Source organism: Nostoc sp. DedQUE07 (assembly GCF_034530975.2).
Classification (GTDB): domain Bacteria; phylum Cyanobacteriota; class Cyanobacteriia; order Cyanobacteriales; family Nostocaceae; genus Nostoc.
Genome location: NZ_JAVRCC020000026.1, coordinates 85,115 through 106,967 on the forward strand (window position 1 = coordinate 85,115; position 21,853 = coordinate 106,967).

Sequence of the window (21,853 nt, forward strand, 5' to 3'; positions counted from 1 at the left end):
AATAATTAGTCATCGCCGATGAGATATTCTATCAAAATGGCGTAATTGCTTGTAAATGCAGGGTTTTTCCTAACTGCGGATGCTTGAACCGAAGCTCTCTGGCGTGCAGATGTAAACGACTGGTAGCTGCACGGCATCCATAAAGGCGATCGCCTAAAATAGTTATCCCAAGTCCTCGCGCATCAGCCGCATGAACCCTTAACTGATGAGTGCGTCCTGTTAGTGGCGTAAATTCTACGCGGGTATAGTCTTCTTCTCTCGCCATTATTTGGAAGTGTGTCAAGCTGGGTTTACCGTACTGCCAATCAACTTTTTGATATGGGCGATTTTCAGGATCTCCCCATAATGGCAGTTCAATTTTACCTTGCTCAATTGTCAAAACACCGGAAAGTATGGCTTCATAAACCTTGTGAACCTGGCGTTGCTGAAACTGCTGGCTGAGTTGCCGATGGGTTTGGCGATCGCGTGCCAACAACAAAATCCCGGAAGTTTCCTGATCTAAGCGATGCACAGAAATAAGCGCCATACCATCAGGTAACAAATGACGTAAGCGACTCAAAACACTATCTTGGCGATCGCGATAACGACCGGGTACCGAAAGTAATCCAGCAGGTTTGTTGACAGCAATCAGCCATTCATCTTCATAAATAATCGGTAAAGTTACCTCTGTGTACACATATCTTGGTAATGAAGCGCCAACCCCGGATTTACCCCCCTTAATCCCCCCTTGCAAAGGGGGGAGATTAAAGATCCGGTTCCCTCCCCTTTGCAAGGGGAGGGTTAGGGTGGGGTAAAAGTGACGCAAAAACCCAGATGAGTAAGCTATTTCAGACTTGTGTGTACACTGTAGCCCGATGCCTTGGGGGAAATATCCGGTTCCCGGTTCTCCCCCAAGGCATCGGGGAGTTAGAGGGGGTGAGAAGGACTTGTGTATACACGGTAGCCTATCAGAAGAGAGGCTTCTTTTTTCCCTAGCAGGGAGGGGAGGTTTCAAGCCTGAGAGCAAAAACCCCATCAATGGCTGACATCGCTCGGCACAGGCTCTATAAAACTCTCCTGGAATTTTATCTTGATTTGCGGAAGACGCACCCCACCAAAATTCTGCCATTGCTAGGGGTTTGAGATTATGTGTTGCCGCATAATGAAGCAGCTTTGGGGCACAACAGTCTCCTGTGCCAGTGGGAGAACCTCCTGGCATCAATTCTTGCAATGATTGCGATCGCCCGGAAAAATTAGTCAGGCTGTAGCTAGCGTGCATTTGAGCTTGCAATTGACAAGAAAGTGCTTTCCGCCGTTGTTTCAGTTCGCTAATTCGCGCATCCGCCGCTGCAATTAATTGCTGGAGAGGCTGTAATACAGCATTTTGCTGGCGTTTAAGTTGTCGTCGCTCAATTCCCTGTTGACGGCTCTCTTCATCGAGTTGTTCAAGGGCAATAGTAAGCGCTTCGGGAGTGAGTGTATTGCAGATTTGCTGACGTTTTTCCTGTCGTTGATGTTTGCAATAGCGATGGCGATCGCTCATTGCTTGTAACTGCTGCTCAAAGTCATTAAACAAGATTTCATACTGCTGGCGTTCGGTTAGTTGCTTCAAGGTAATAATTTCTTGCTTAATCGCGTCCAACTGTGCCAAAGTACGGCTTTCCTCGAAAGCAACTTCATCTCGTCCCGGAATTGGCGGCACCCAGCCCTCAATCATACTGCAACCATTCAAAAGACCAGAAAAGGCTTTTAGTACCCGTTGTTCGCCATTAGGCAGTTCAACCAATAGGATTCCATACATCTTCCCTTCATGAGAATAACAGTCATTGTTGGCAAGATGTTGCATTAGTCCGTGGGCGATCGCTTCGGACATTGAAGTGCGGGGTAATTTTAGGCAATCGCCACTTTGCGGACAACGCCCTTCGTACCAATAGCTACAAGATGAGTCAGCGATCGCAAAATCGCAGTCGATGAAATCTGAAAGTGGGTGCAGAACTACCATACAAGGTATGATTGCAAATCTAGCCGATCTTCCTAATATATATAGCGTTTATGGCATTGTGGGGAAAAGGGTAAGGGGTAAAGGGTAAAGGTATGGAATTTTCCCTTTCTCTTTAACCTTTCCCCAACCGGAAAGCAAAAATTACAAAAGCCAAGAATCTATTGTGTTGAGTGCTTTTGGCAATTTGGCATCCAAAGTTTTTCTGTTGCAGTTTTAATTTATATATCAACAGGGTTACAGGGACATTGAGAAAATTCTACAAGGGATCGATTCCCGTCTCAAAATCCCACCCAATGGCCAGTTGTTGACGTTCGCGCTCTCCCAACCACCTTAAGGTGTATGCAGCGCCAGCGCCACCGCTTCATTACAACTGGCTAGAAATCAAACAGAAAATATATAGTACTAATGCACTGACACAGATATAAGTCAAAATATGTCAGACTGCAAAATCTATCTAAATTAACGTGAGTTCGACAGACCTCTCCCGGACAGCCTCCCTCTTTTAAAAGGCGAATGCGAAGCGTTTCCGTAAGGAGACGGAGGAGTAACGGTAAGGAGGGTTTTTGCTCCCCTCTCCTGGTAGGAGAGGGGCGGGGGGAGAGGTCAAAATAGCACCCGTCGAACTCACATTAAATTAACTTGTTGTATTGTTTGTAACAATATATTAAAATTACACAAAAGTTTGACCGCGCAGAGGGTGTGCCCTGCGATCGCGAAGGTGTCATCAGCATCTTCTTTTGATACAATTTATGAAAATTTTGTTGGTAGAGGATGACGTATTACTGAGTACAGCACTCTTCGAGTTGTTGAGTGCAAATCATTATACTATCGACATTGCAAGCAATGGACAAGCTGGATTAGAACTAGCGCTATCGACTGAATATGAGTTGATTTTGCTAGACTGGCTAATTCCAAAACTGGATGGGATTACCTTGTGTCGGCAATTGCGAAAGCAAGGCTACCGTAAATCTATTCTGTTATTAACAGGGAAAAATTCTAATGCAGATATTGTGGCGGGGTTAGATGCCGGAGCAGATGATTACGTCATCAAACCCTTCGACCCAGAAGCATTACTAGCCAGAATTCGCTCTTTATTACGACGCAATGGGGCGATCTCATCATCTATTTTAACCTGGGGAAATCTCTCTTTAGATCCAAGTGCCGGCAGAGTAACTTGTAATCAGCAGGAAATTCTCCTCACAGCCACAGAATACAAACTGCTGGAGTTGTTTTTGCAAAACCCAGACCGGATCTTTAGTCGTGCAGTGATTCTAGATCGGCTTTGGGGATTTGGGGATGCACCGACTGAAAATGCAGTTACGACTCATATTAAAGACTTGCGCAAGAAACTGAAAACAGCAGGTATAGCAGAAGAACTTCTAGAAACGGTATATGGTATGGGCTATCGGATCAAGCCTGCACCTAATCACCCTATGTCTGTTGGGGAAAAGAATCAACATGGAAAGAAGAAACCCAGCCCCAAAGATATGACTTCTGTAAATCGTGTGTTGGAGCGATTTCGTAATTCCTTTGTTGGACAAGTTGCAGTGCTAGAGCAAGCAAAAACTGCACTCTTGGCAGGAAATTTAAATGAAGATTTACAGCAGAATGCATTGCGTGAAGCTCATAAGCTAGCAGGTTCAATGGGGTCGTTCGGTTATCCAGAGGGTTCTCGGCTCGGACGGAAAATAGAACATTTGCTGCTTGAAGATTCCTTGCTATCTCCAGAGCAAATCTCTAATTTCTCGCAACTGGTAACAGCATTACAGCAAGAGTTAACCAAGCCTGCTGTCACTTCCACTGCTCCAAGCGTCCCGATGAAGCAAACTCATCGGCTGTTAGTAATCGATGATGATCCTATACTGACAAAGCAGTTGCAAGCAGAAGCCGATTCATGGAGAATCAGGATGAAGGTTGCACCAAACTTAGCAACCGCCCGATCGCTTTTTTCCTTAAAAACTCCTGACGCAGTTTTACTGGATTTGAGTTTTACAACAGTAGAGGAAGACGGATTAATATTATTGAGCGAGATAGTAGAGCGATCGCCAAATATCCCAGTAATTGTTTTTACAGGACGAGATACCCTAGCAGATCGACTGAAAGTATCGCGTTTAGGAGCTAGACAATTTTTGCATAAACCGGCGACAACCGAGGAGATTTTTCAGGCGATCGCTCGTGTCTTACCTCAACCTCAAACTTCCGAAGCCAAAGTTTTAATCGTAGACGACGATCCTGTAATGCTAGCTGGATTATCGGCGTTGTTAACTCCTTGGGGACTGGAAGTAATCACCCTCTCCCAATCACAACAATTTTGGAAAGTGCTGATTGCAACATCTCCTGATTTGGTGGTGCTAGATTTAGAAATGCCGATAGTCAACGGATTAGAGTTGTGCAAGGTCGTGCGCCAAGATGCCCAGTGGGGAGATTTACCGATTTTAGTAGTTACAGCCCATACTGAAGCAGAATTTCTTCAGCAAGCTTTTGCTGCCGGAGCCGATGATTTTATCAGCAAGCCAGTACTAGGGCCAGAACTTGTGACACGGGTACTGAGCCGCATTCAAAGAACGCGTTGGCGCTCTCAGGCGGGGAGAAGTAAAGCATGATGAGAAATTATCAGCAATTATTGAAGTACGGTGTGGCTATTGGTTCAACTGCGATCGCCCTGCTGCTGTCACTCTGGTTAGAACCGCTTATTTCCCGAACCACTGGTGCTTTTTTCTATATAGCTATTATTGTAAGTACTTGGTATGGTGGCTTTAAACCAGGAATTGTTACAGTTGTCCTTTCCACACTGGCAATTGATTATTACTTAATTCCCCCTCGATATCAACTGAGGATTAATCAACCAGGAGATATATTACGGCTAGGTCTTTTCCTTTTAGTTGCCTCGATCATTAATCTGGTGACAGGCAATCTTCAGTACAGCAGACGGAAGATTCAACAACTCAATCAACAATTGTCTCAAGAAAATGCCGAGCAACTGCGGATAGCTCTTGACGAGCGCAAACAAGCACAAGAAACGCTGCAACAGCAATTTGAGCAACAGCGCCTAGTGATGGAGATGACCCAGCGTATCCGGCGATCGCTGAATTTACAAGATATCTTGCAAACTACTGTCGATGAAGTGCGGCAATTTCTGGAGTGCGATCGCGTCACTATCTTCCAATTTTATCCAGGTTGGGGAGGAACGATTGTGATTGAGTCTGTCGCACCGGACTGCATGGCTCTTTTACCACTCCAGATTTATGACGCTTGCATTGGTGAAGAGAACGTCGAACCCTTTAAACAAGGCTTAGTCACTGCGAAAACTGATATTTATACTGCTGGAATTAGTCCCTGTCACGTTGAATTTTTGGAAAGTCTCCAAGTGAGGGCAAATCTGGTCGTTCCTGTTTCCGTAGGAGATGAATTGTGGGGATTATTAGCAGCTCATCAATGTAAGGCTCCTCGTGAGTGGCAATCAAGAGAAATTTCTCTGTTGCGGCAGTTGGGAGCGCAGGTAAGCATTGCTATCCAGCAAGCAGCTTTGGTCAAACAGTTACAGACAGAACTAACAGAGCGCAAACAGGCAGAAATTGACCTACAACAACTCAATACCGAACTTGAGCAACGGGTGCAAGAACGCACTGCCCAACTGACAGAGACGAACGATCGCCTGCGAAAAACAGTTATAGAGCAGCAACAAACCCAACTCACACTTTTAGAACAGACGCAAATGCTGGAGCTTCAGGCTGTAATCACCCGAAATATGGGGGAAGGCATTTGCTTAGTAAGAATTGATAATGCAATCATTGTCTATGCCAATCCGAAATTTGAGCAGATGTTTGGCTATGACTCTGGTGAACTCAACGGTCAACACGTTTCGATTGCGAACTGTGTTACCAAATCAGTAACTACTAAAAATGTAAATCAAGCCACTTTGTCTGCCGTTTTACAAAATACTGAAGCCACCTACGAAGTTCAGAATCTTAAAAAAGATGGTACGCCATTTTGGTGTAGTGTGACAGCTTCGGTATTCAGACATCCCCACTACGGCGACGTTCTGGTTGCAGTTCACCAAGATATCACCGAACGCAAACGCATCGAAGATGCTTTACGCCACAGCGAAGAAAAATTTCGTCAGCTGGCAGAAAACATCCAAGCAGTATTTTGGATGACCGATATTCAAAATCAGCAAGTTCTATATGTGAGCAATGCATACCAAACCATCTGGCAAAAAAATTGTGAGGACTTGTATCACAACTATTCAAATTGGTTAGATGCAATTCACCCAGAAGATCGCCAGGGCGTCGAAATTGAACTCATTGAACAGATGAAAGCAGGGCAATACGATAAAAAATATCGCATTATCCGCCCTGATGGTTCAATCCGTTGGATTCGCGATCGCGCATTTCCGATCAAAAATGAATTAGGCGAGGTAGTTCGGATTGCTGGGATTGCCGAAGATATCACTGAACTAGAGCAGATTAATTCGATCAAAAGTGAGTTTATTGGCATCGTTAGTCACGAACTTCGTACTCCCTTAACTGCAATTCGGGCAGCATTGGGTTTACTACAAACTGGTATCTACGACAAAAAACCAGATAAATTTAAACGGATGATTGAAATTGCAGCCATCGACAGCGATCGCTTAGTGCGTCTAGTCAACGATATTCTCGATTTGGAACGCTTAGAATCGGATCGAGCTGTCTTAGAAAAAACCATCTGCAATGCAGCTGATTTAATTCAACAAGCAGTAGCAGGACTGCAAGCGATCGCCAATCAGCATAATATTACTTTTAAGATCCATCCTACCAATGCTCAAGTTTGGGCGGCTCCTGATGCCATTGTGCAAACACTCACCAATTTGTTAGGTAATGCGATTAAATTCTCGCCTGCCGATTCTACTATTACTCTCAGTGTCCAACAGCAAACAGACTGCGTACTATTCCAAATAACGGATCGAGGACGAGGTATTCCAGCAGATAAGTTAGAAGCAATCTTTGGAAGATTTCAGCAAGTAGATGCCTCTGATTCTCGCACCAAAGGCGGCACAGGCTTGGGATTGGCAATCTGTCGTAGTATTATCGATCGGCACGGTGGGCAAATCTGGGCTGAAAGCACTCTTGGTGTTGGCAGCACGTTTTTCTTCACTCTGCCATTGCCGATAAATTAGGCAGGGGAGAAATCAATTCAAAATTCAAAATTCAAAATTCAAAATTGAAGATTCAATCCCCATACTCAATGACAAATGACAAATGACAAAAAAATTGTTAATTGTAGATGATGAAGAACGAATCCGCGAATTAGTGCAAGCTTGTTTAGAAGACTTAGGAGGATGGGACACCCTGACAGCTGCATCAGGGTCAGAAGGATTAAAAATCGCCCAGACAGAACCTATTGATGCCATTCTACTTGATGTTTCTATGCCTGACATGGACGGCTTTGCAGTCTACGAAAAACTTCAGGCAAATTCAGAAACCGAAGCTATACCAGTGATTTTGTTAACAGCGAAAGTCCAAGGGAGCGATCGCGCCCGTTTCGCCCAGATGGGAATTGCCGGAATTATCACCAAACCTTTTGAACCCACCTCTATTTGCAACGAAGTTAGTGAGATTCTGGGGTGGGACGATTAATAATTAAGTTTGGTAACGAAATCTATATCTTTATTAGTTTTTTATTTTTGTAATGTATTTTTTGGTTACAGATAAAAACCTTTTATAGCACAAGTCTTGGTGGTTAGGACATCAACAGACGATAAAACTTAGACACAAAAGGCTTTTCACCCAGTCCCCAGTCCCTTGCTATATCTGTAACCAAAAAAGGTATATGAAATCAAATGAATATGCTAAAGGAGGTAAATATAATCGGCAAAACGATATTGCTCATTGATGATGAACTGCATGTCCGTGAGATAGTAAAATTTTGCCTCCAAGATTTAGCTGGTTGGAATGTGGTGACAGCAGATTCTCCATTAGAAGGATTGCAGAATGCAGTACACTATACTCCTGATGCGATTGTATTAGATATCTCAATCCGCGATTTGGCTAGTTTTGAATTTATGAATAAACTAAGAAATCATCCAGAAACTCAAGCTATTCCTGTAGTGTTGCTCAGTGCGAAAGCGCGATGGTTGGATTCGCAAATTTTGCGACAGTATCAAGTTGCAGGTGTAATTCTCAAACCCTTTAATCCAGTTACCCTCCCGTCTCAAGTTGCTCAATTGCTGGGTTGGGATTTTACTTGACTAAAAGATTAAACAAGAATGGGTAAAACATCCGTAAGAAGTCAGAATTAAGAAGACTTTGATACCTAAACTTAATAAGTTTAATAAAATCAATAAGTTATTACCAATAATAGCAATCTTAAATTATTAGTAAAAAATAAAATCGCTAAAACACTTATAGATACTTTTTTTCTGCCTATATATTTTCTCACGTTTCAATTTGGATTGCTACAGCGGATTTTAAAGAAAGTAAAGTACGCAACGATTCGTCTCAAAGCCAGGTATAAAGCCTGTTTTACTTCTGAATTCTGCTGTATATCAAGTTTAAGCTTAAATTTAACTTAACGTTTTAGGTAATTTGGAATAAAATTAAATACCAGAGAAAAATCTTACATCTACCTAAGTGCATATACATAGATTATGACTATGCTGTTCAATCGTCTATCGGGTTCTGAAATTGATTTAAAGCAAATCCTCGATCGAATTAGGATGCTGGCCGATCAAATTCATCAGTCACTTAAAATGAGTGAAATTCTCAAGATTATTGTCAGCGAAGTTAGAACAACATTAGAAAGCGATCGCGCCATTATCTATCGTTTTTTGCCGGATGGAGATGGAGTCATCGTAGAAGAGTCTGTAAGTAATGGATGGAAACCGATTCTAGGGCAATTAATTTACGATCGTTGCTTCAATGCGATATGGGTAGAGCGATATCGAGATGGAAGCGTTAGTGTCATTGAAGACATTAATACTACAAACCTTGACCCTTGTTACAAAAAACTATTAACAGACTTGCAGATTCGAGCTAATTTAGTAGTACCAATTTTAGTCAATAATCAAGAACTTGATGGAGTTTCTAGTACATATCCTTATTTATGGGGCTTAGTAATTGCTCACCAGTGCAGTGGTTCGCGTCAATGGAGTTCTTTAGAAATTGAGTATTTCCAACTGATAGCCGCAGAACTAGGAATCGCTCTTGGGGAAGCAGAACGCCATCGGCAAAAGGCTACATCCTGCCAAAAACTAACGCTGCAACTGAATCAAAACCTGAAAAATTTGACAGTTCAGCCAAAGTTAAAATCAATCAAAAGAACTCTGTATCAGAATTTTAGAGGTTCCATTATCACAAGAACAGCATTGCCAAAGAATATATCAGTTGCAGACTTGATTGCATTTGACCGATTACAAACTCCAGTTTGGATTTATGATATTCAAAACTTGCAGATGTGGTGGGCGAATCAATCCGCTGTGCATATTTGGAATGCTCAAAGTCGAGAAGAATTGCTCAGTCGCAACTTCAGTGATGTTTCCCAGTCTACTCACACTCGAATGCAAAGCTATTTGCAAGAATTTCAGCAAGGGAAAACCATCACTGAAAACTGGACATTTTACCCAGAAGGAAAACCTGTTTCTCTGCGCTGCATCTTTTCTGGGATTCAAATTGAAGAAGGGCGAATGGCGATGCTGGTTGAAGGATCGACAGAAATTATCAATCAGATCGATCGAGAAACACTCAGATCGATTGAAGCCCTACGTCACACCAGAGTAATGATCTCGCTTTACACGATCGATGGTGTACCTTTGATGCAAAATCCGGCAGCCCTTCGCTGTTATCGGGATACCCTGTACCCTAACTCGTCAGCTGAGAATATTTTCCTGAGTCACTTTGTTGACAAGAGTGTTGGACAACAAGCTATGAAAGCGATTAATTGCGGTGAGGCGTTCAGCATAGAGGCTCAGGTGTTTACTACTGAGGGAATTCAATGGCATGGGATCGATATACGATGCACCCGCGATCCAGTAACAGGTAACTCCATCATCCTCGTCAACGAAAACAATATTACCAAGCAACAAGCTGCACTACAAGAACACCAGCGTACAGAATCAGAATTGCGCTGGCGGGAAGCTTTGCTGCGTTCTATGACTGAAACTTCTTTGCTGGGATTTTTTGTTGTTGACAATCGTACCGATGAAATCCTCTATTTCAATCACCACTTCTGTAAAATTTGGGGCATCGAACATCTAGAAGACCAAATGCGTTTGGGTGCTTTAAAAAATAATGACATCATTCCTGATTGTATATCTTCAATTGTCGATGCATCGGCATTTGTCGAATCCTATAAACCGTTGCAGTCTGAAGAAAATCGTTGCACGATTGAGGATGAAATTTTATTTGTCGATGGGCGAACGATTCGCCGCTTTTCCAGTCAAATTCGGGATACTCAGGATCGATACTTTGGGCGGTTATACATTTTTGAAGACATCACCCCTCGTAAACAAATCGAAGCCGCACTCAAAACCAGTGAAGAAAGATGGCAGTATGCTTTGGAAGGAAATGGCGACGCAGTTTGGGATTTGAATGCTGAAACTAACGAAGTCTTTTTTTCCCGGCGATGGAAAGAAATGTTAGGGTTTGCAGAGCATGAAGTTGGAAATACCCTCAGTGAATGGGAACAGCGGGTTCACTCCGATGATAAAGCGAGGGTTTACGAGGAGGTTAGCAAGCATTTGTCCGGTGAAACCCAACAATATGTCAGTGAATATCGGATTAAGTGCAAGGATGGAACCTACAAGTGGATTTTAGATCGGGGTCAAGTTTCGAGTCGCGCCAAGAATGGTTTTCCCCTACGGATGCTAGGAACTCATACTGATATTACTGAACGCAAGCGTATGGAAGAAGCGCTGCGAGAAAGCGAACAACGCTATCGTTCCGTAATTACAGCGATGGCAGAAGGTATTGTCCTACAGCAATCCGATGGACGCATTACCACCTGTAATGACAGTGCCGAAAGAATTTTAGGGTTAACAGCCGATCAAATGATGGGGCGAACTTCCATCGCTTTGCTATGGCGAGCGATTCATGAAGATGGTACTTCTTTTCCAGGTGAAACTCACCCTGCTGTTGTCACCTTACGCACCGGACAACCCCAATTTAACGTGATTATGGGCGTTCATAAACCTGATGGCAGTTTGACTTGGATTTCAATCAATTCTCAGCCACTGTTTGAATCGGATGAATCAAAACCATCTGCGGTGGTGACATCATTTACAGATATCACAGACCGCAAACAGGCACAAATTGCCCTGCAACAGCAAACAGAACGGGAACGTATGGTTTATGCGATCGCTCAACATATCCGTAGGTCTTTAGACTTGGATGAAATCTTAAACACAACTGTTGCTGAAGTTCGACATTTTCTGCAAACCGATCGCGTCATCATCTATCGCTTTAACCGTGATTGGAGTGGTGTGATTGTCACGGAGTCTATAACAGCAGGTTGGCAATCGATTTTGAATATGGAAATTACAGACAGCTATTTTGTCAATATACAAGGACAGTCTTATCCAGAAAGTACGCTCAGAGTTACTCCAGACATCTACACCGCCGGATTTGCCCCTTGTCATGTAGAGTTATTGGAAAAGTTGCAAGTCAGAGCCAAGCTGGTTGTACCAATTTTACAGGGCGATCGCCTTTGGGGTCTTTTGGTTGCTCATCATTGCAGCGCCCCGCGTCAGTGGCAATCTTGGGCAAGCGAACTGCTTCAGCAATTGGCAACACAGGTAGCGATCGCTATTCAGCAATCAGAACTTTATCAACAATTGCAGCGTGCCAACCAGCAGCTTGAAAATATGGTAATGGTGGATGAATTAACTCAAATCGCCAATCGCCGATGTTTTGATATTAAACTTAATTCTACCTGGCAATATCTTTTACGAGAACAAGGTTTTCTCTCACTACTTTTATGCGACATTGATTATTTTAAACAATATAACGATACTTATGGTCATACGACCGGAGATGATTGTTTGCGCTTTATTGCCCAAGCTTTCAAACAAAATGTCAAACGTTCTAGAGATTTAGCTGCTCGTTATGGTGGAGAAGAGTTTGTTGTCATCTTGCCTAACACTGCTAGTGATGGGGCTTTTCACGTTGCCCAAGAAATTCATAAAGCTATCCAACAGCTAAATATTCCCCACGCGGCATCGCCTGTGATGCACCACGTCACTTTGAGTATCGGAATTGCTACAGTGATTCCGACACCCAGTATGGTTCCTTTAGATTTGATTGAGGCAGCAGATCAAGCCCTTTATCAAGCCAAAGCAAACGGGCGTAATCGTTCTTGTATAAATAGACTGTCTTAGCTCGACTTTATCCAAAATTAAGAACTTGCTTATCTTGATACGGCAAAAACCCTAGCTTTTTGGCAAAAACTTTTTCCATGTCACTGATTATCGGTTAAATCTAAAAAGTAAAACTACCGTCCCACAAAGGTTTCAGTGTCAGGTTTTGGGTTTCGTAAAAATGGATAAAGTCGAGCTTAGAGAGTGAGTAATGCCTGCGGTTCTTGCGATCCTACGCTCATCAAGTAATTGTTAATATTTTCTAAAGTTTTTTAACTACTATCATTTCTTTATTAGTTCTTTATTTTCTGTTTATAAATTAAAGCTGTTGGTAGTTAAGCCAAGAGCAAACTACTTATTTGTGTTTAATTTTTTTAATAAAACAACAATTTTATGACAAACTGCCCTTGCTGTTCCAACCAAATGCTTCGTCACATTCGTTTACAAGAAACCTACTGGTTCTGCCGCCACTGCTGGCAAGAGATGCCTAACCTGAGTTTAGATAAAAGTACTTTAAATTTGACTAGAAAAAACACACTATTAACCAAAGAATCAATTTCAGTCAACCACAAATTTTTGAAAATGAACGTCAGAACAGAGCTTTGTGTTTGAATGAATCAAGAAGCAAATACCAAACGAGCTACACTATCGCTTTTAGAGGATGTTTGAAAAGTTTAATTTCCAATACTTTTCAAACATCCTCTAAAATAGTTTGACTAATAGATTGAAAGATAATATCCCTATATTTACAGAATATTTTAAGTAATGTCTCTCCAAAAACCTTTTAAAAAACTTATATTTTTATTAATTGTTAGAATTTAGAAAAGAAGCGATAAAGCTGCTATAATGACTCTCTTATATCGCTTGTTCATCTGCTTTCATCGCTCAACCAGATAGGATTATAACCACTCGAAATCACGCGAATATTAAATGACTCTTAAACCGTGTAATCAAGTACTCTTGCATCTTAATTAAGTCTGATATCTTCTTGGGAACAGCTTTATTGTTGTCAGGTAGATTGATGAGTCGAATTAATGGATTTGTCGGGCGACGTAATTTCTTGAAATTCGCCAGTGTTGTAGGTATTGCAGCTACTACTTTTGGTGATAGCTTTTGGAATACAGAGCAAACTGCTGTTGCTGATATTCACCCAGTTAACCCTAATTCAATCAGTCCAAATGAAGCCATCAAACGCTTGCTTGATGGTAATCAAAGATTTATCCATCAAAAACGTCAATATCCCGATCAATCACTAGAACACCTGCGATTAGTTGCGAAAGCTCAGTATCCCTTTGCCGCCATATTGGGCTGTGCAGATTCTAGAGTACCCGCAGAAATTGTCTTCGATCGAGGACTTGGAGATTTATTTGTCGTGCGAGTTGCTGGTAATGTTGTCAGTGACACGGTTATAGGTAGTCTGGAATATTCTACAGCAGTATTGGGTTCGCAGTTGATTATGGTTTTGGGTCATAGAAGATGTGGTGCAGTAGCAGAAGCAATCAAAAACGAACCACTTCCGGGCAGAATTGGTTTGATTATTGAAGGTATCAAACCATCTGTAGAAAGGGTAAAGCTCAGAACTGGCGATAATATGCAAGATGCAGTTATAGCCAACATTCAATATCAAACTGAAAAGTTGCAAGAAAGCTCAACTATTTTAGCTAAATTGCTTCGTGAAGGTAAACTAAAAATTGTTGGTGCTTGTTACGATATTGATACTGGTAAAGTCAACATTCTTACTTGAATATCTCCCACATTTCCAGTGTAGGATTCTTACACTATATTAGTGTATTGCAATTCATTAAAATCCCTATTAGAAATTGAAATAAATCTAGTTGATTTTGAGAAATTGCCATTTCCTATTGCAATTCATCAAAATCCTTATATATAAAGATTGTTTTGCTGCCAATACGGTTCGGTTAAGATCCCCCCGCCTACGGCGACCCCCTTAAAAAGGGGGTAAAAGAGGCTTTTTGCTCCCCAATAAATTGGGGGGTTGGGGGGATCTTCAAAATATAAAAACGTTAACCGAACCGTACTGGTTTTGCTCCTACCTCTTACATATCTCTCAGCAGATAGCTTGCTTGTTAAGCTTATCCGTGGTTTGATTAAAGTACGGCATATACATCGATTTATCGTAGTTGATGACTACTCAATTACTTGAATTAACTTGTCAGCCATAAAATAAATATAAAACTTTCCATGCCTATCCAAACTATTGGTATTTTAAGTCCGGGTGATATGGGACAGGCGATCGCAGCTGTTCTCAATCAACATGGATTGAAAACTATTGCAGCCCTAGACGATCGCAGTGAACGAACTCGGCAATTAGCAGCCGCAGCCAACATCCAAGATGTGGGTTCCCTCACACAATTGGTCATTGAATCTGATGTGGTGTTGTCAGTTCTAGTCCCGGCAGTGGCTACCCAAGCGGCGAAGCAAGTAGCTGAGGCGATCGCCAATGTTGGTAAACCCATTCTCTACGTTGATTGTAATGCGATCGCACCCCAAAAAGTCATAAATATCGGCCACTTGATTGAATCAGTTGGGGGAACATTTGTAGATGCATCAATTATTGGCCCACCACCGCGAGTTCCCAATCGCACCCGCATTTACACTTCTGGAAAACAGGCAAATCAAGTCCAACAACTGCGAGATCATGGCTTGGATGTACGGGTAATTGGTGATGAAATTGGTCAGGCTTCCGGGTTGAAAATGTCCTACGCAGCCCTGACAAAAGGACTTACAGCAATTGGCACAGAATTACTAATTGCAGCCCATCGTTTAGGTTTAGATAAGGAACTATGGGATGAAATATCTAATAGTCAACCAGAACTTGCTAGTATTTTGACGCGTTCCATTCCCACGATGACACCGAAAGCACATCGTTGGGTAGGAGAGATGGAAGAGATTGCAGAAACCTTTAAAGAGTTAGGTCTGACAGAGCAGATTTTTTACGGAGCAGCTGAGGTTTACCGTTTGGTGAAAGAAACCTCCTTGGGTAAAGAAACACCAGAAAAGTCTAATCGCGATCGCCCGTTGGATGAAATCATTACAATCCTTTCTCATGAAGCAAGTGACACTTAATCGTAAAAATTGAGAATCTATGACTCAAGAGCAATGGACTGCGGTCGATCGTTACTTTACCGATCTGCTTATGCCGTCAGATCCCGTGCTGGATAAAGCCCTCCAAACCAGTGCCGCCGCCGGACTACCGCCGCACAACGTTTCGCCAAACCAAGGCAAACTGTTGTTACTGTTGGCGCAAATCCAAGGAGCGCGAAGCATCTTAGAGATTGGCACACTGGGCGGCTACAGTACGATCTGGCTGGCGCGGGCGTTACCCAGCAATGGCCGCCTAATCACACTGGAAGCTGACCCAAAGCACGCCGAAATTGCCCGCGCCAATATCGCTTACGCTGGTCTGTCTGACGTTGTTGACCTCCGCCTCGGACAAGCCCTCTCTACACTGCCACAGATTGCCGCCGAAGGTCACAGCCCATTTGACTTAATCTTCATTGATGCTGATAAGCCAAGTAATCCCGATTACTTCGCGTGGGCGCTCAAGCTTTCCCGTCGCGGCAGCCTGATTATCGCTGATAATGTTGTACGTAACGGAGCGGTGATTGATTCCAGTAGCAACGATCCTAGCGTTCAGGGGGTGCGCTGCTTCAACGAACTGCTTGCTTCTGAGCCACGCGTCAACGCCACGGCAATCCAGACTGTGGGTAGCAAAGGATATGACGGCTTTGCGATCGCGATCGTCACGGCCGATCAATAGCCAATATATCTGCCTTGAAAATAGTGTTGGCGATGTTTGAGTCCATCTACACTAACGCAAACTCATGAAAATTTAGAAAAAACTTAAAGCTTGTAACAAATAAACCCAGCAGGGACTATATAACAAGTCCCCCTGCCAGGAAGGTATAGTATATTCTGGCCATGTTTGATTTGGTTAGCGCTTATTTGTAAAAAATAATTGCGTATCCCTAAATACAGTAACTAAATACTTCGTAAAACACAGTTAAGAAAAGTTATTAAATAGGTTAATTTACAATTAAAATCCAATACGCTTGGGTTAAGAGTTCTTCACTCTAGCTGAGTTGGTAAGTAGGTCGTCGTGAATATTTATCGTCAGGGCAAGGCAGGAGGCAGGAGGAAAGAGAGTTTGAGCTTCGTTTATCTTTATTAACATAGTTATGTTTTTTCTCGCCAACTTACTTAAAGGCTTAACAAACTCTCTAGACGTAAACTGAAACATAAACTGTAAGACTTTAAATATTTAGTGAAATTAAATATGCATTATCCAGAACCTTAGTAGAGACGTACTATTGCTACGTCTCTACATTTTTTCTACCAAATGTCTCTTGAGTAGAGTAAGTGGCAGAGGTAAGCTTTTTGAGAATGGGATGAGATCGGTTACTTTTATGTTCGTCGATTAACTAGGGTAGCGCTAGCTTGGTCAACAGGCATTAGCACAACTTCATTAATATTGACATGGGGCGATCGCGTCACACAGAAAAATATCACATCAGCCACATCATCTGCTGTTAGGGGTGTAACTCCCTGGTAGACTTTGTTGGCGCGTTCAGTATTTCCGTGAAAGCGTACCTCGCTAAATTCCGTTTCTACCATACCAGGATCGACAGAAGTTACACGGACTCGCGTACCCAACAGGTCTTGTTTTAAACCTTCAGAAATTGCTCTGACAGCAGCTTTGGTAGCACAGTAGACATTGCCACCGGGATAGGTTTGATGTCCGGCGATGGAACCTAAATTTACCACATGACCGCGATCGCGACTTACCATTCCTGGAACGACATAGCGGGAGACATAAAGTAAACCCTTAACGTTAGTATCAATCATGTCTTCCCAGTCTTGAAAGCTGCCTTCGTGTAACTTGTCTAAACCACGACTCAAGCCAGCATTATTAATGAGAATGTCGATGTCAGACCAGGCAGGGGGTAGATTTGCAATAGCAGATTCAACAGCATGGCGATCGCGCACATCTAGCTGTAATAAATGAATTTCAGTACTAAAATCTTTACTCAGAGTATCTGCTAGCTGCTGCAAACGTTCTAACCTTCGTGCTGCTAAAATCAGTTTTGCACCCGCACCAGCAAAGATTTTTGCACAAGCAGTACCAATACCACTACTTGCACCAGTAATCAAAATGATTTGATTTTGTAGGGAAGTCATTAGGATAGTTAGGAGTGAAAAGTAAACAAGGATAGTTAGAAGTGAGGAGTTAACAGTTATGAATTATGAATTAGCACAAGTTTCATCGTTCATAATTTATCATCATTCGGTCTATAACTCCTAACTCCTAACTCCTAACTCCTAACTCCTAACTACTTCTTCACCACTTGCAAGCGCTGAGTTACCATTGTCATTCCATTACCTCGCAGGATGACAGCAGAAATCCATTGGCTACCTGGGGTAGATGGTGCTTGTCCTACTTTAAACAATCCGCCAGATGTCAGTAATTCCAAATCGACGGGTGTAGGATTAAGAAATTTATCTGGTTGGATAGATTCTTCTAAGGCCGTTCCTAGTAAAAAATCATCACCAAGTGGCTGTTGAACGATCGCATCAAAATTATACTTCTGACCGACTTGCACTTGCTGGGGCAATTTAATATCAATTTGGGGCGGATTACTACCAGAAGTAAGCAGGGTGCGTTCTGACAAAATGTCTTGGCGGACTATTTTTCCGCCTTCAATGCGCTGACGCGATTTAATTGTGGCATTGAGAGCTAACTTATTACCGTTACCAGAGGGTAAGCCAGTTATCTTCGTCTCTGTTTCAGCAATAATTCCATTAGCTTCAGGTTTTGAAGATAGCAGTTTCGTGCTGTATTGCAATTTCGGATATCGTTGCCAAAGTGAAGTCAAAGACTTTTCCAGGGTTTGGAGGTTTAATCCATCGCCATGAGTGAAATTGGGACTGTAAAATTGCAACACCCCTCTGATATCGCCTCGGCTGGCGGCGGTATCAACTTGTGTCAACAGGTTTGTCAAAGCAGCTGGTGCATTTTGGGCTGTTGTGGCTTGGGATAATTGCTGTGGTGTCGTCGCCTGAGTACGTTGCCAACCAGTTGTTAAACCAATAGTCAGCAGAAACGAAACTAGCCAAATATTTGCTGGAAATTTGAGTTGATGTCTCACTAAGGCGGTAATAATGTTAGTCATTGGTAAGAGTTTACTGATTTGATTAGAGAAAGCAAGCAAATTGTTTTATCTTAGTTAAGCTAGACGCTAAACGGTAGAGGTTTGATGGCAAACGCACCGATACGATTATTAATAGCTGCCAGTGGGACTGGTGGACATTTGTTTCCAGCGATCGCCCTGGCACAAAAACTTCCAGATTATCAAATAGAATGGCTGGGAGTACCCGATCGGCTAGAAACTCAACTTGTCCCGAAACAGTATCCCTTGAATACTATTGCAGTTGAAGGGTTTCAGCAAGGGTTTGGAGTTTCCTCGATTCGCATTTTGGGTAAACTCGCCCTTTCGATTCTAGAAGTCAGACGAATTCTCAAACAGGGAAATTTTCAAGGGGTGTTTACCACTGGCGGTTACATTGCCGGGCCAGCCGTGATTGCGGCGCGTTCTCTCGGTTTACCCGTGGTTTTCCACGAATCTAACGCCTTACCAGGTAAAGTAACTCGCTTTTTTGGCCCTTGGTGTAGTGCGGTAGCTTTGGGATTTGAAGTCGCTGCTAAGTATTTACCTCGTGCCAAAAATGTCTATGTTGGTACTCCGGTAAGATCGCAATTTCTTGATGGGGCAATTAATGCGCCACTAGATTTAGCTATTCCTGATGGTGTGCCTTTAATTGTTGTTTTTGGTGGTAGCCAGGGTGCAGTTGCAGTAAATAAATTGGTGCGCGAATCTGCAAAAGCTTGGTTTGATGCTGGTGTTTATGTAGTACATTTAACTGGCGATCGCGATCCCGAAGCAGATAGTCTCAAACATCCACAGTACATAGCCTTGCCTTTTTACAACAATATGGCAGCGTTGTTGCAACGTGCTTCTTTGGCGATTAGTCGTTCTGGCGCAGGTAGCTTAACAGAATTGGCAGTGTGTGGAACGCCAGCGATTTTGATTCCTTACCCCTTTGCCGCAGAAGACCATCAATCTTACAATGCAGACGTATTTACTTCATCGGGTGCAGCGTTAACGTTGAAGCAATCTGAGTTGACGACTGAAGTATTGCAAAGTAGTGTGTTGAATTTATTGCAGTCACCGCAAGAGTTAGCAAAGATGGGGGAAAAAGCAAAGGCGATCGCAGTTCCTGATAGTGCCGAAAAATTGGCGCAGTTAGTGCGTGAGGTGATAGAAACATAACGTTGATTATTTCGCATTAAAGAATATGTTATTTAGCAAAAAACTTCGCTTTACAGTAGGTTGTGCTGCCTTATTACTTGTCAGTTTAGCAAGTAGTTATCTATATACCCACTCAAAAACTAAACAGTCATTTACTCAACAAGAAAATTCTGCCCTACTTCAATCGCAGATTTCTCTGACCTCAAATAAAGATAGCGATCGACTTAACTCCAAGTCTCAAAATGCTTTTACATCTCGACAGAATTTGTTAACAGCATCTACACCCTATCCAGTTGTTGATGAGTTCAAAAAATATAAATTTAACATTAATGGCAGCCAGATTGCTACTTCAGGAAAACTACCAAATAGTAAGGTTAAATTCAATCAAAGAGATTTATTAACTGTTCTCGTTAATACTAGAAAATATTTTCAAGATTATGCTTCAGCAGACCCAGATATTATGCGTACAGGAGTGCTTGCTACTCAAGGAGTTACTATATCCGATGTCCTCAAAACTTTGGATTTCATGATTGCTGTTTTGAAGGAAGATATTGCTAATAATCGGGCTACTCGTTTACAAGACTCTCAATTTATTAATACCAACTTTCGAGTCATTAAATGGTCTGCTTACAACCCCAAAGCTAAACAGCAAAAGCAATTACGAATTACCAAATATGCTGTATTTACTCACCCTGGTTCCCGCAAGAAAACCTCTACTTTTAATATACCAATTTATAGCTTAAAAGATAACTCTAATAACGATAAATTCTACACTCGATACACAAAGCAAGATGTTTTATCTGGTATTTATGAACCAGGTGGTCGAGAATTTGGAAAAGTTAATACTCTTGCTTATCTAACCAGAAATGGCTTAGAAGAAGCAATTATGGAAGGAACAATCCTGATTAATTTTACAGATGGTTATAAGGCATTTTTTAATGTAGATAGAAACAATGGAATGGCTTATATCCGTGGATTAAAGGCAACAGCACAAAAACGTTATTGGTATTTTAGAGAAGTTGATGCTATTAAAGGCTATGGATACAAAATAGATGCAAAAATTTCTATCAAACCCGGAGTTACTTTTGCTGGAGATGTTTTAAATATCGGTTTAGGTAAAGTGATTGTGATTGAGCATACTCAAGGTGGTCGCAAACATCTGCAAATGGGAGTCATCGCCGATACAGGCGGAGCATTTTTACCCAATCTTTATCAGCTCGATTTTTTGGCAGGTATTTTCAAGAATAAAACAGAATTTGGGCAGAATATCAGCCAATTACCGGATTATGCTACGGCATATTTTTTAGTCAAGAAGTAATGCATTGACCAAAGAGGGGGGGAAAGGGAAAAGGTTAAAGGGAAAGGAAAAAGATGTATTTCGAGATACGTAGTACGAGAAATACAGCGTCCTCGCCTCATATCAAGCCCCTAACTTTAGTTATGGGGTTCCCTTTCCCCTTTCCCAATAAAGATGCATCCCTGCCCGAAGGGCTTGACCTGATCTCAAAAATCTATGCACGGGTTAATAATTCTAAGTTGTGGCCATCGGAGTCATAGAAATAGAAGCCACGACCTTCCTTTCTGTGGTTAATTTGTCCTTTCTTGTGATGCATGGGGTCGCTACTGTATTCAATACCTGCCTCTTTGATGCGTGCAAAAATTGCATCAAATTCTTCATCACTAACGTGGAACGCATAATGATGTGGCTCGAACGCTTCAGCGTCGGTGAAGTCAAGCGTTAATGCATCATTTATATGTACAGCAGCGAAGTGACCAATGGGATGCTCGACCTCTAAACCGAAAATTTTTGCAAAGAACCTCGCCGCTGCTTCTTTGTCATGTGCGGGCACTATGGTGTGATTTAGAGTAATTGTCATGTCACACCTTCCCTCCTAATTTTGGTACTAATCCATATCAACTCTCAATTTCAGAGTCGATAACAACAATGTTCCTTTCTATTTTATCTTTTCAGAGCTAACACCAGAGTAAATATATCTAAATCCTGTGTTCAACAGTATTGTGAACAACTGCAAACACTAAAGCTCAAGCTTAAATAAGCAAACCTGATAACTCATATCAGATTTACTGTAGTAATAAAACTTGATTAAATTTTGTAAAGCAGTGTAAAGTAGTTTCACATTTTGCCACGGCAGCACTCCAGACTTCTCCGGTATAGGCGCGATCGTCGGGATGAACGGCATCAATCCAGCCCCCATT

The 21,853-nt window shown here is 42.2% G+C and carries 14 protein-coding genes; 10 read left to right on the plus strand and 4 right to left on the minus strand.

Going from position 1 to position 21,853, the window contains the following annotated elements; all coding sequences use genetic code 11:
* Positions 1-31 precede the first annotated feature (31 nt).
* A complete protein-coding gene (locus RMZ95_RS20045; RefSeq protein ID WP_409883253.1) occupies positions 32-1,981 on the minus strand; it encodes an RluA family pseudouridine synthase in 1,950 nt (649 codons plus the stop codon).
* A gap of 749 nt (positions 1,982-2,730) precedes the next feature.
* Here RMZ95_RS20045 and RMZ95_RS20050 point away from each other — a divergent pair.
* The 8 genes from RMZ95_RS20050 to RMZ95_RS20085 all read left to right on the plus strand — a co-directional run bounded on the left by RMZ95_RS20050 (position 2,731) and on the right by RMZ95_RS20085 (position 16,089).
* On the plus strand, positions 2,731-4,584 hold the full coding sequence (locus tag RMZ95_RS20050) for a response regulator (protein ID WP_322685557.1): 1,854 nt from the start codon (positions 2,731-2,733) through the stop codon (positions 4,582-4,584).
* Entirely contained in the window at positions 4,581-7,136 is a 2,556-nt protein-coding gene (locus tag RMZ95_RS20055) for an ATP-binding protein (protein WP_322685558.1), read from the plus strand. Before RMZ95_RS20050 ends, RMZ95_RS20055 begins: the two co-directional genes overlap by 4 nt.
* Before the next feature lie 82 nt (positions 7,137-7,218).
* Positions 7,219-7,596, plus strand: a complete 378-nt coding sequence (locus tag RMZ95_RS20060) for a response regulator (protein WP_322685559.1) — start codon at positions 7,219-7,221, stop codon at positions 7,594-7,596.
* A gap of 203 nt (positions 7,597-7,799) precedes the next feature.
* The gene (locus RMZ95_RS20065; RefSeq protein WP_322671950.1) at positions 7,800-8,207 is read left to right on the plus strand and encodes a response regulator; all 408 of its coding nucleotides are present in this window, start codon (positions 7,800-7,802) and stop codon (positions 8,205-8,207) included.
* A gap of 399 nt (positions 8,208-8,606) precedes the next feature.
* Positions 8,607-12,329 carry a diguanylate cyclase domain-containing protein gene (locus RMZ95_RS20070; RefSeq protein WP_322689044.1) on the plus strand — a complete coding sequence of 1,241 codons (3,723 nt, stop codon included), beginning with the start codon at positions 8,607-8,609 and terminating at the stop codon, positions 12,327-12,329.
* 1,000 nt (positions 12,330-13,329) lie between these two features.
* On the plus strand, positions 13,330-14,052 hold the full coding sequence (locus RMZ95_RS20075) for a carbonic anhydrase (RefSeq protein ID WP_322671952.1): 723 nt from the start codon (positions 13,330-13,332) through the stop codon (positions 14,050-14,052).
* 458 nt (positions 14,053-14,510) lie between these two features.
* Positions 14,511-15,395, plus strand: a complete 885-nt coding sequence (locus RMZ95_RS20080; RefSeq protein WP_322685427.1) for an NAD(P)-dependent oxidoreductase — start codon at positions 14,511-14,513, stop codon at positions 15,393-15,395.
* Between the two features lie 70 nt (positions 15,396-15,465).
* Positions 15,466-16,089: an O-methyltransferase gene (locus tag RMZ95_RS20085; RefSeq protein WP_322685426.1), complete on the plus strand. Its 624-nt coding sequence runs from the start codon at positions 15,466-15,468 to the stop codon at positions 16,087-16,089.
* Between the two features lie 644 nt (positions 16,090-16,733).
* Here the strand turns inward: RMZ95_RS20085 and RMZ95_RS20090 are convergent.
* Positions 16,734-17,507: an SDR family oxidoreductase gene (locus RMZ95_RS20090; protein ID WP_322685425.1), complete on the minus strand. Its 774-nt coding sequence runs from the start codon at positions 17,505-17,507 to the stop codon at positions 16,734-16,736.
* A gap of 152 nt (positions 17,508-17,659) precedes the next feature.
* On the minus strand, positions 17,660-18,499 hold the full coding sequence (locus tag RMZ95_RS20095) for a nuclear transport factor 2 family protein (RefSeq protein ID WP_322685424.1): 840 nt from the start codon (positions 18,497-18,499) through the stop codon (positions 17,660-17,662).
* An 84-nt stretch (positions 18,500-18,583) separates the two neighbouring features.
* Between RMZ95_RS20095 and murG the strand changes: the two genes are divergently transcribed.
* On the plus strand, positions 18,584-19,657 hold the full coding sequence (gene murG / locus RMZ95_RS20100; protein ID WP_322685423.1) for an undecaprenyldiphospho-muramoylpentapeptide beta-N-acetylglucosaminyltransferase: 1,074 nt from the start codon (positions 18,584-18,586) through the stop codon (positions 19,655-19,657).
* 25 nt (positions 19,658-19,682) lie between these two features.
* Positions 19,683-20,954: a hypothetical protein gene (locus RMZ95_RS20105; protein ID WP_322685422.1), complete on the plus strand. Its 1,272-nt coding sequence runs from the start codon at positions 19,683-19,685 to the stop codon at positions 20,952-20,954.
* Positions 20,955-21,147: 193 nt separating this feature from the next.
* Here the strand turns inward: RMZ95_RS20105 and RMZ95_RS20110 are convergent, their stop codons facing one another.
* Positions 21,148-21,513: a VOC family protein gene (locus RMZ95_RS20110; protein WP_322685421.1), complete on the minus strand. Its 366-nt coding sequence runs from the start codon at positions 21,511-21,513 to the stop codon at positions 21,148-21,150.
* Positions 21,514-21,853: the final 340 nt, after the last annotated feature.

Excerpts from the sequence above, each read along its gene's own strand:
- RMZ95_RS20045 (WP_409883253.1), bottom strand. The coding sequence starts at position 1,981 with ATGGTAGTTCTGCACCCACTTTCAGATTTCATCGACTGCGATTTTGCG.
- RMZ95_RS20075 (WP_322671952.1), top strand. The coding sequence starts at position 13,330 with ATGAGTCGAATTAATGGATTTGTCGGGCGACGTAATTTCTTGAAATTC.
- RMZ95_RS20085 (WP_322685426.1), top strand. The coding sequence starts at position 15,466 with ATGCCGTCAGATCCCGTGCTGGATAAAGCCCTCCAAACCAGTGCCGCC.
- RMZ95_RS20105 (WP_322685422.1), top strand. The coding sequence starts at position 19,683 with ATGTTATTTAGCAAAAAACTTCGCTTTACAGTAGGTTGTGCTGCCTTA.
- RMZ95_RS20110 (WP_322685421.1), bottom strand. The coding sequence starts at position 21,513 with ATGACAATTACTCTAAATCACACCATAGTGCCCGCACATGACAAAGAA.
- RMZ95_RS20065 (WP_322671950.1), top strand. The coding sequence starts at position 7,800 with ATGAATATGCTAAAGGAGGTAAATATAATCGGCAAAACGATATTGCTC.
- RMZ95_RS20090 (WP_322685425.1), bottom strand. The coding sequence starts at position 17,507 with ATGACTTCCCTACAAAATCAAATCATTTTGATTACTGGTGCAAGTAGT.
- RMZ95_RS20055 (WP_322685558.1), top strand. The coding sequence starts at position 4,581 with ATGATGAGAAATTATCAGCAATTATTGAAGTACGGTGTGGCTATTGGT.
- RMZ95_RS20060 (WP_322685559.1), top strand. The coding sequence starts at position 7,219 with ATGACAAAAAAATTGTTAATTGTAGATGATGAAGAACGAATCCGCGAA.
- RMZ95_RS20095 (WP_322685424.1), bottom strand. The coding sequence starts at position 18,499 with ATGACTAACATTATTACCGCCTTAGTGAGACATCAACTCAAATTTCCA.
- RMZ95_RS20080 (WP_322685427.1), top strand. The coding sequence starts at position 14,511 with ATGCCTATCCAAACTATTGGTATTTTAAGTCCGGGTGATATGGGACAG.
- murG (WP_322685423.1), top strand. The coding sequence starts at position 18,584 with ATGGCAAACGCACCGATACGATTATTAATAGCTGCCAGTGGGACTGGT.
- RMZ95_RS20070 (WP_322689044.1), top strand. The coding sequence starts at position 8,607 with ATGACTATGCTGTTCAATCGTCTATCGGGTTCTGAAATTGATTTAAAG.
- RMZ95_RS20050 (WP_322685557.1), top strand. The coding sequence starts at position 2,731 with ATGAAAATTTTGTTGGTAGAGGATGACGTATTACTGAGTACAGCACTC.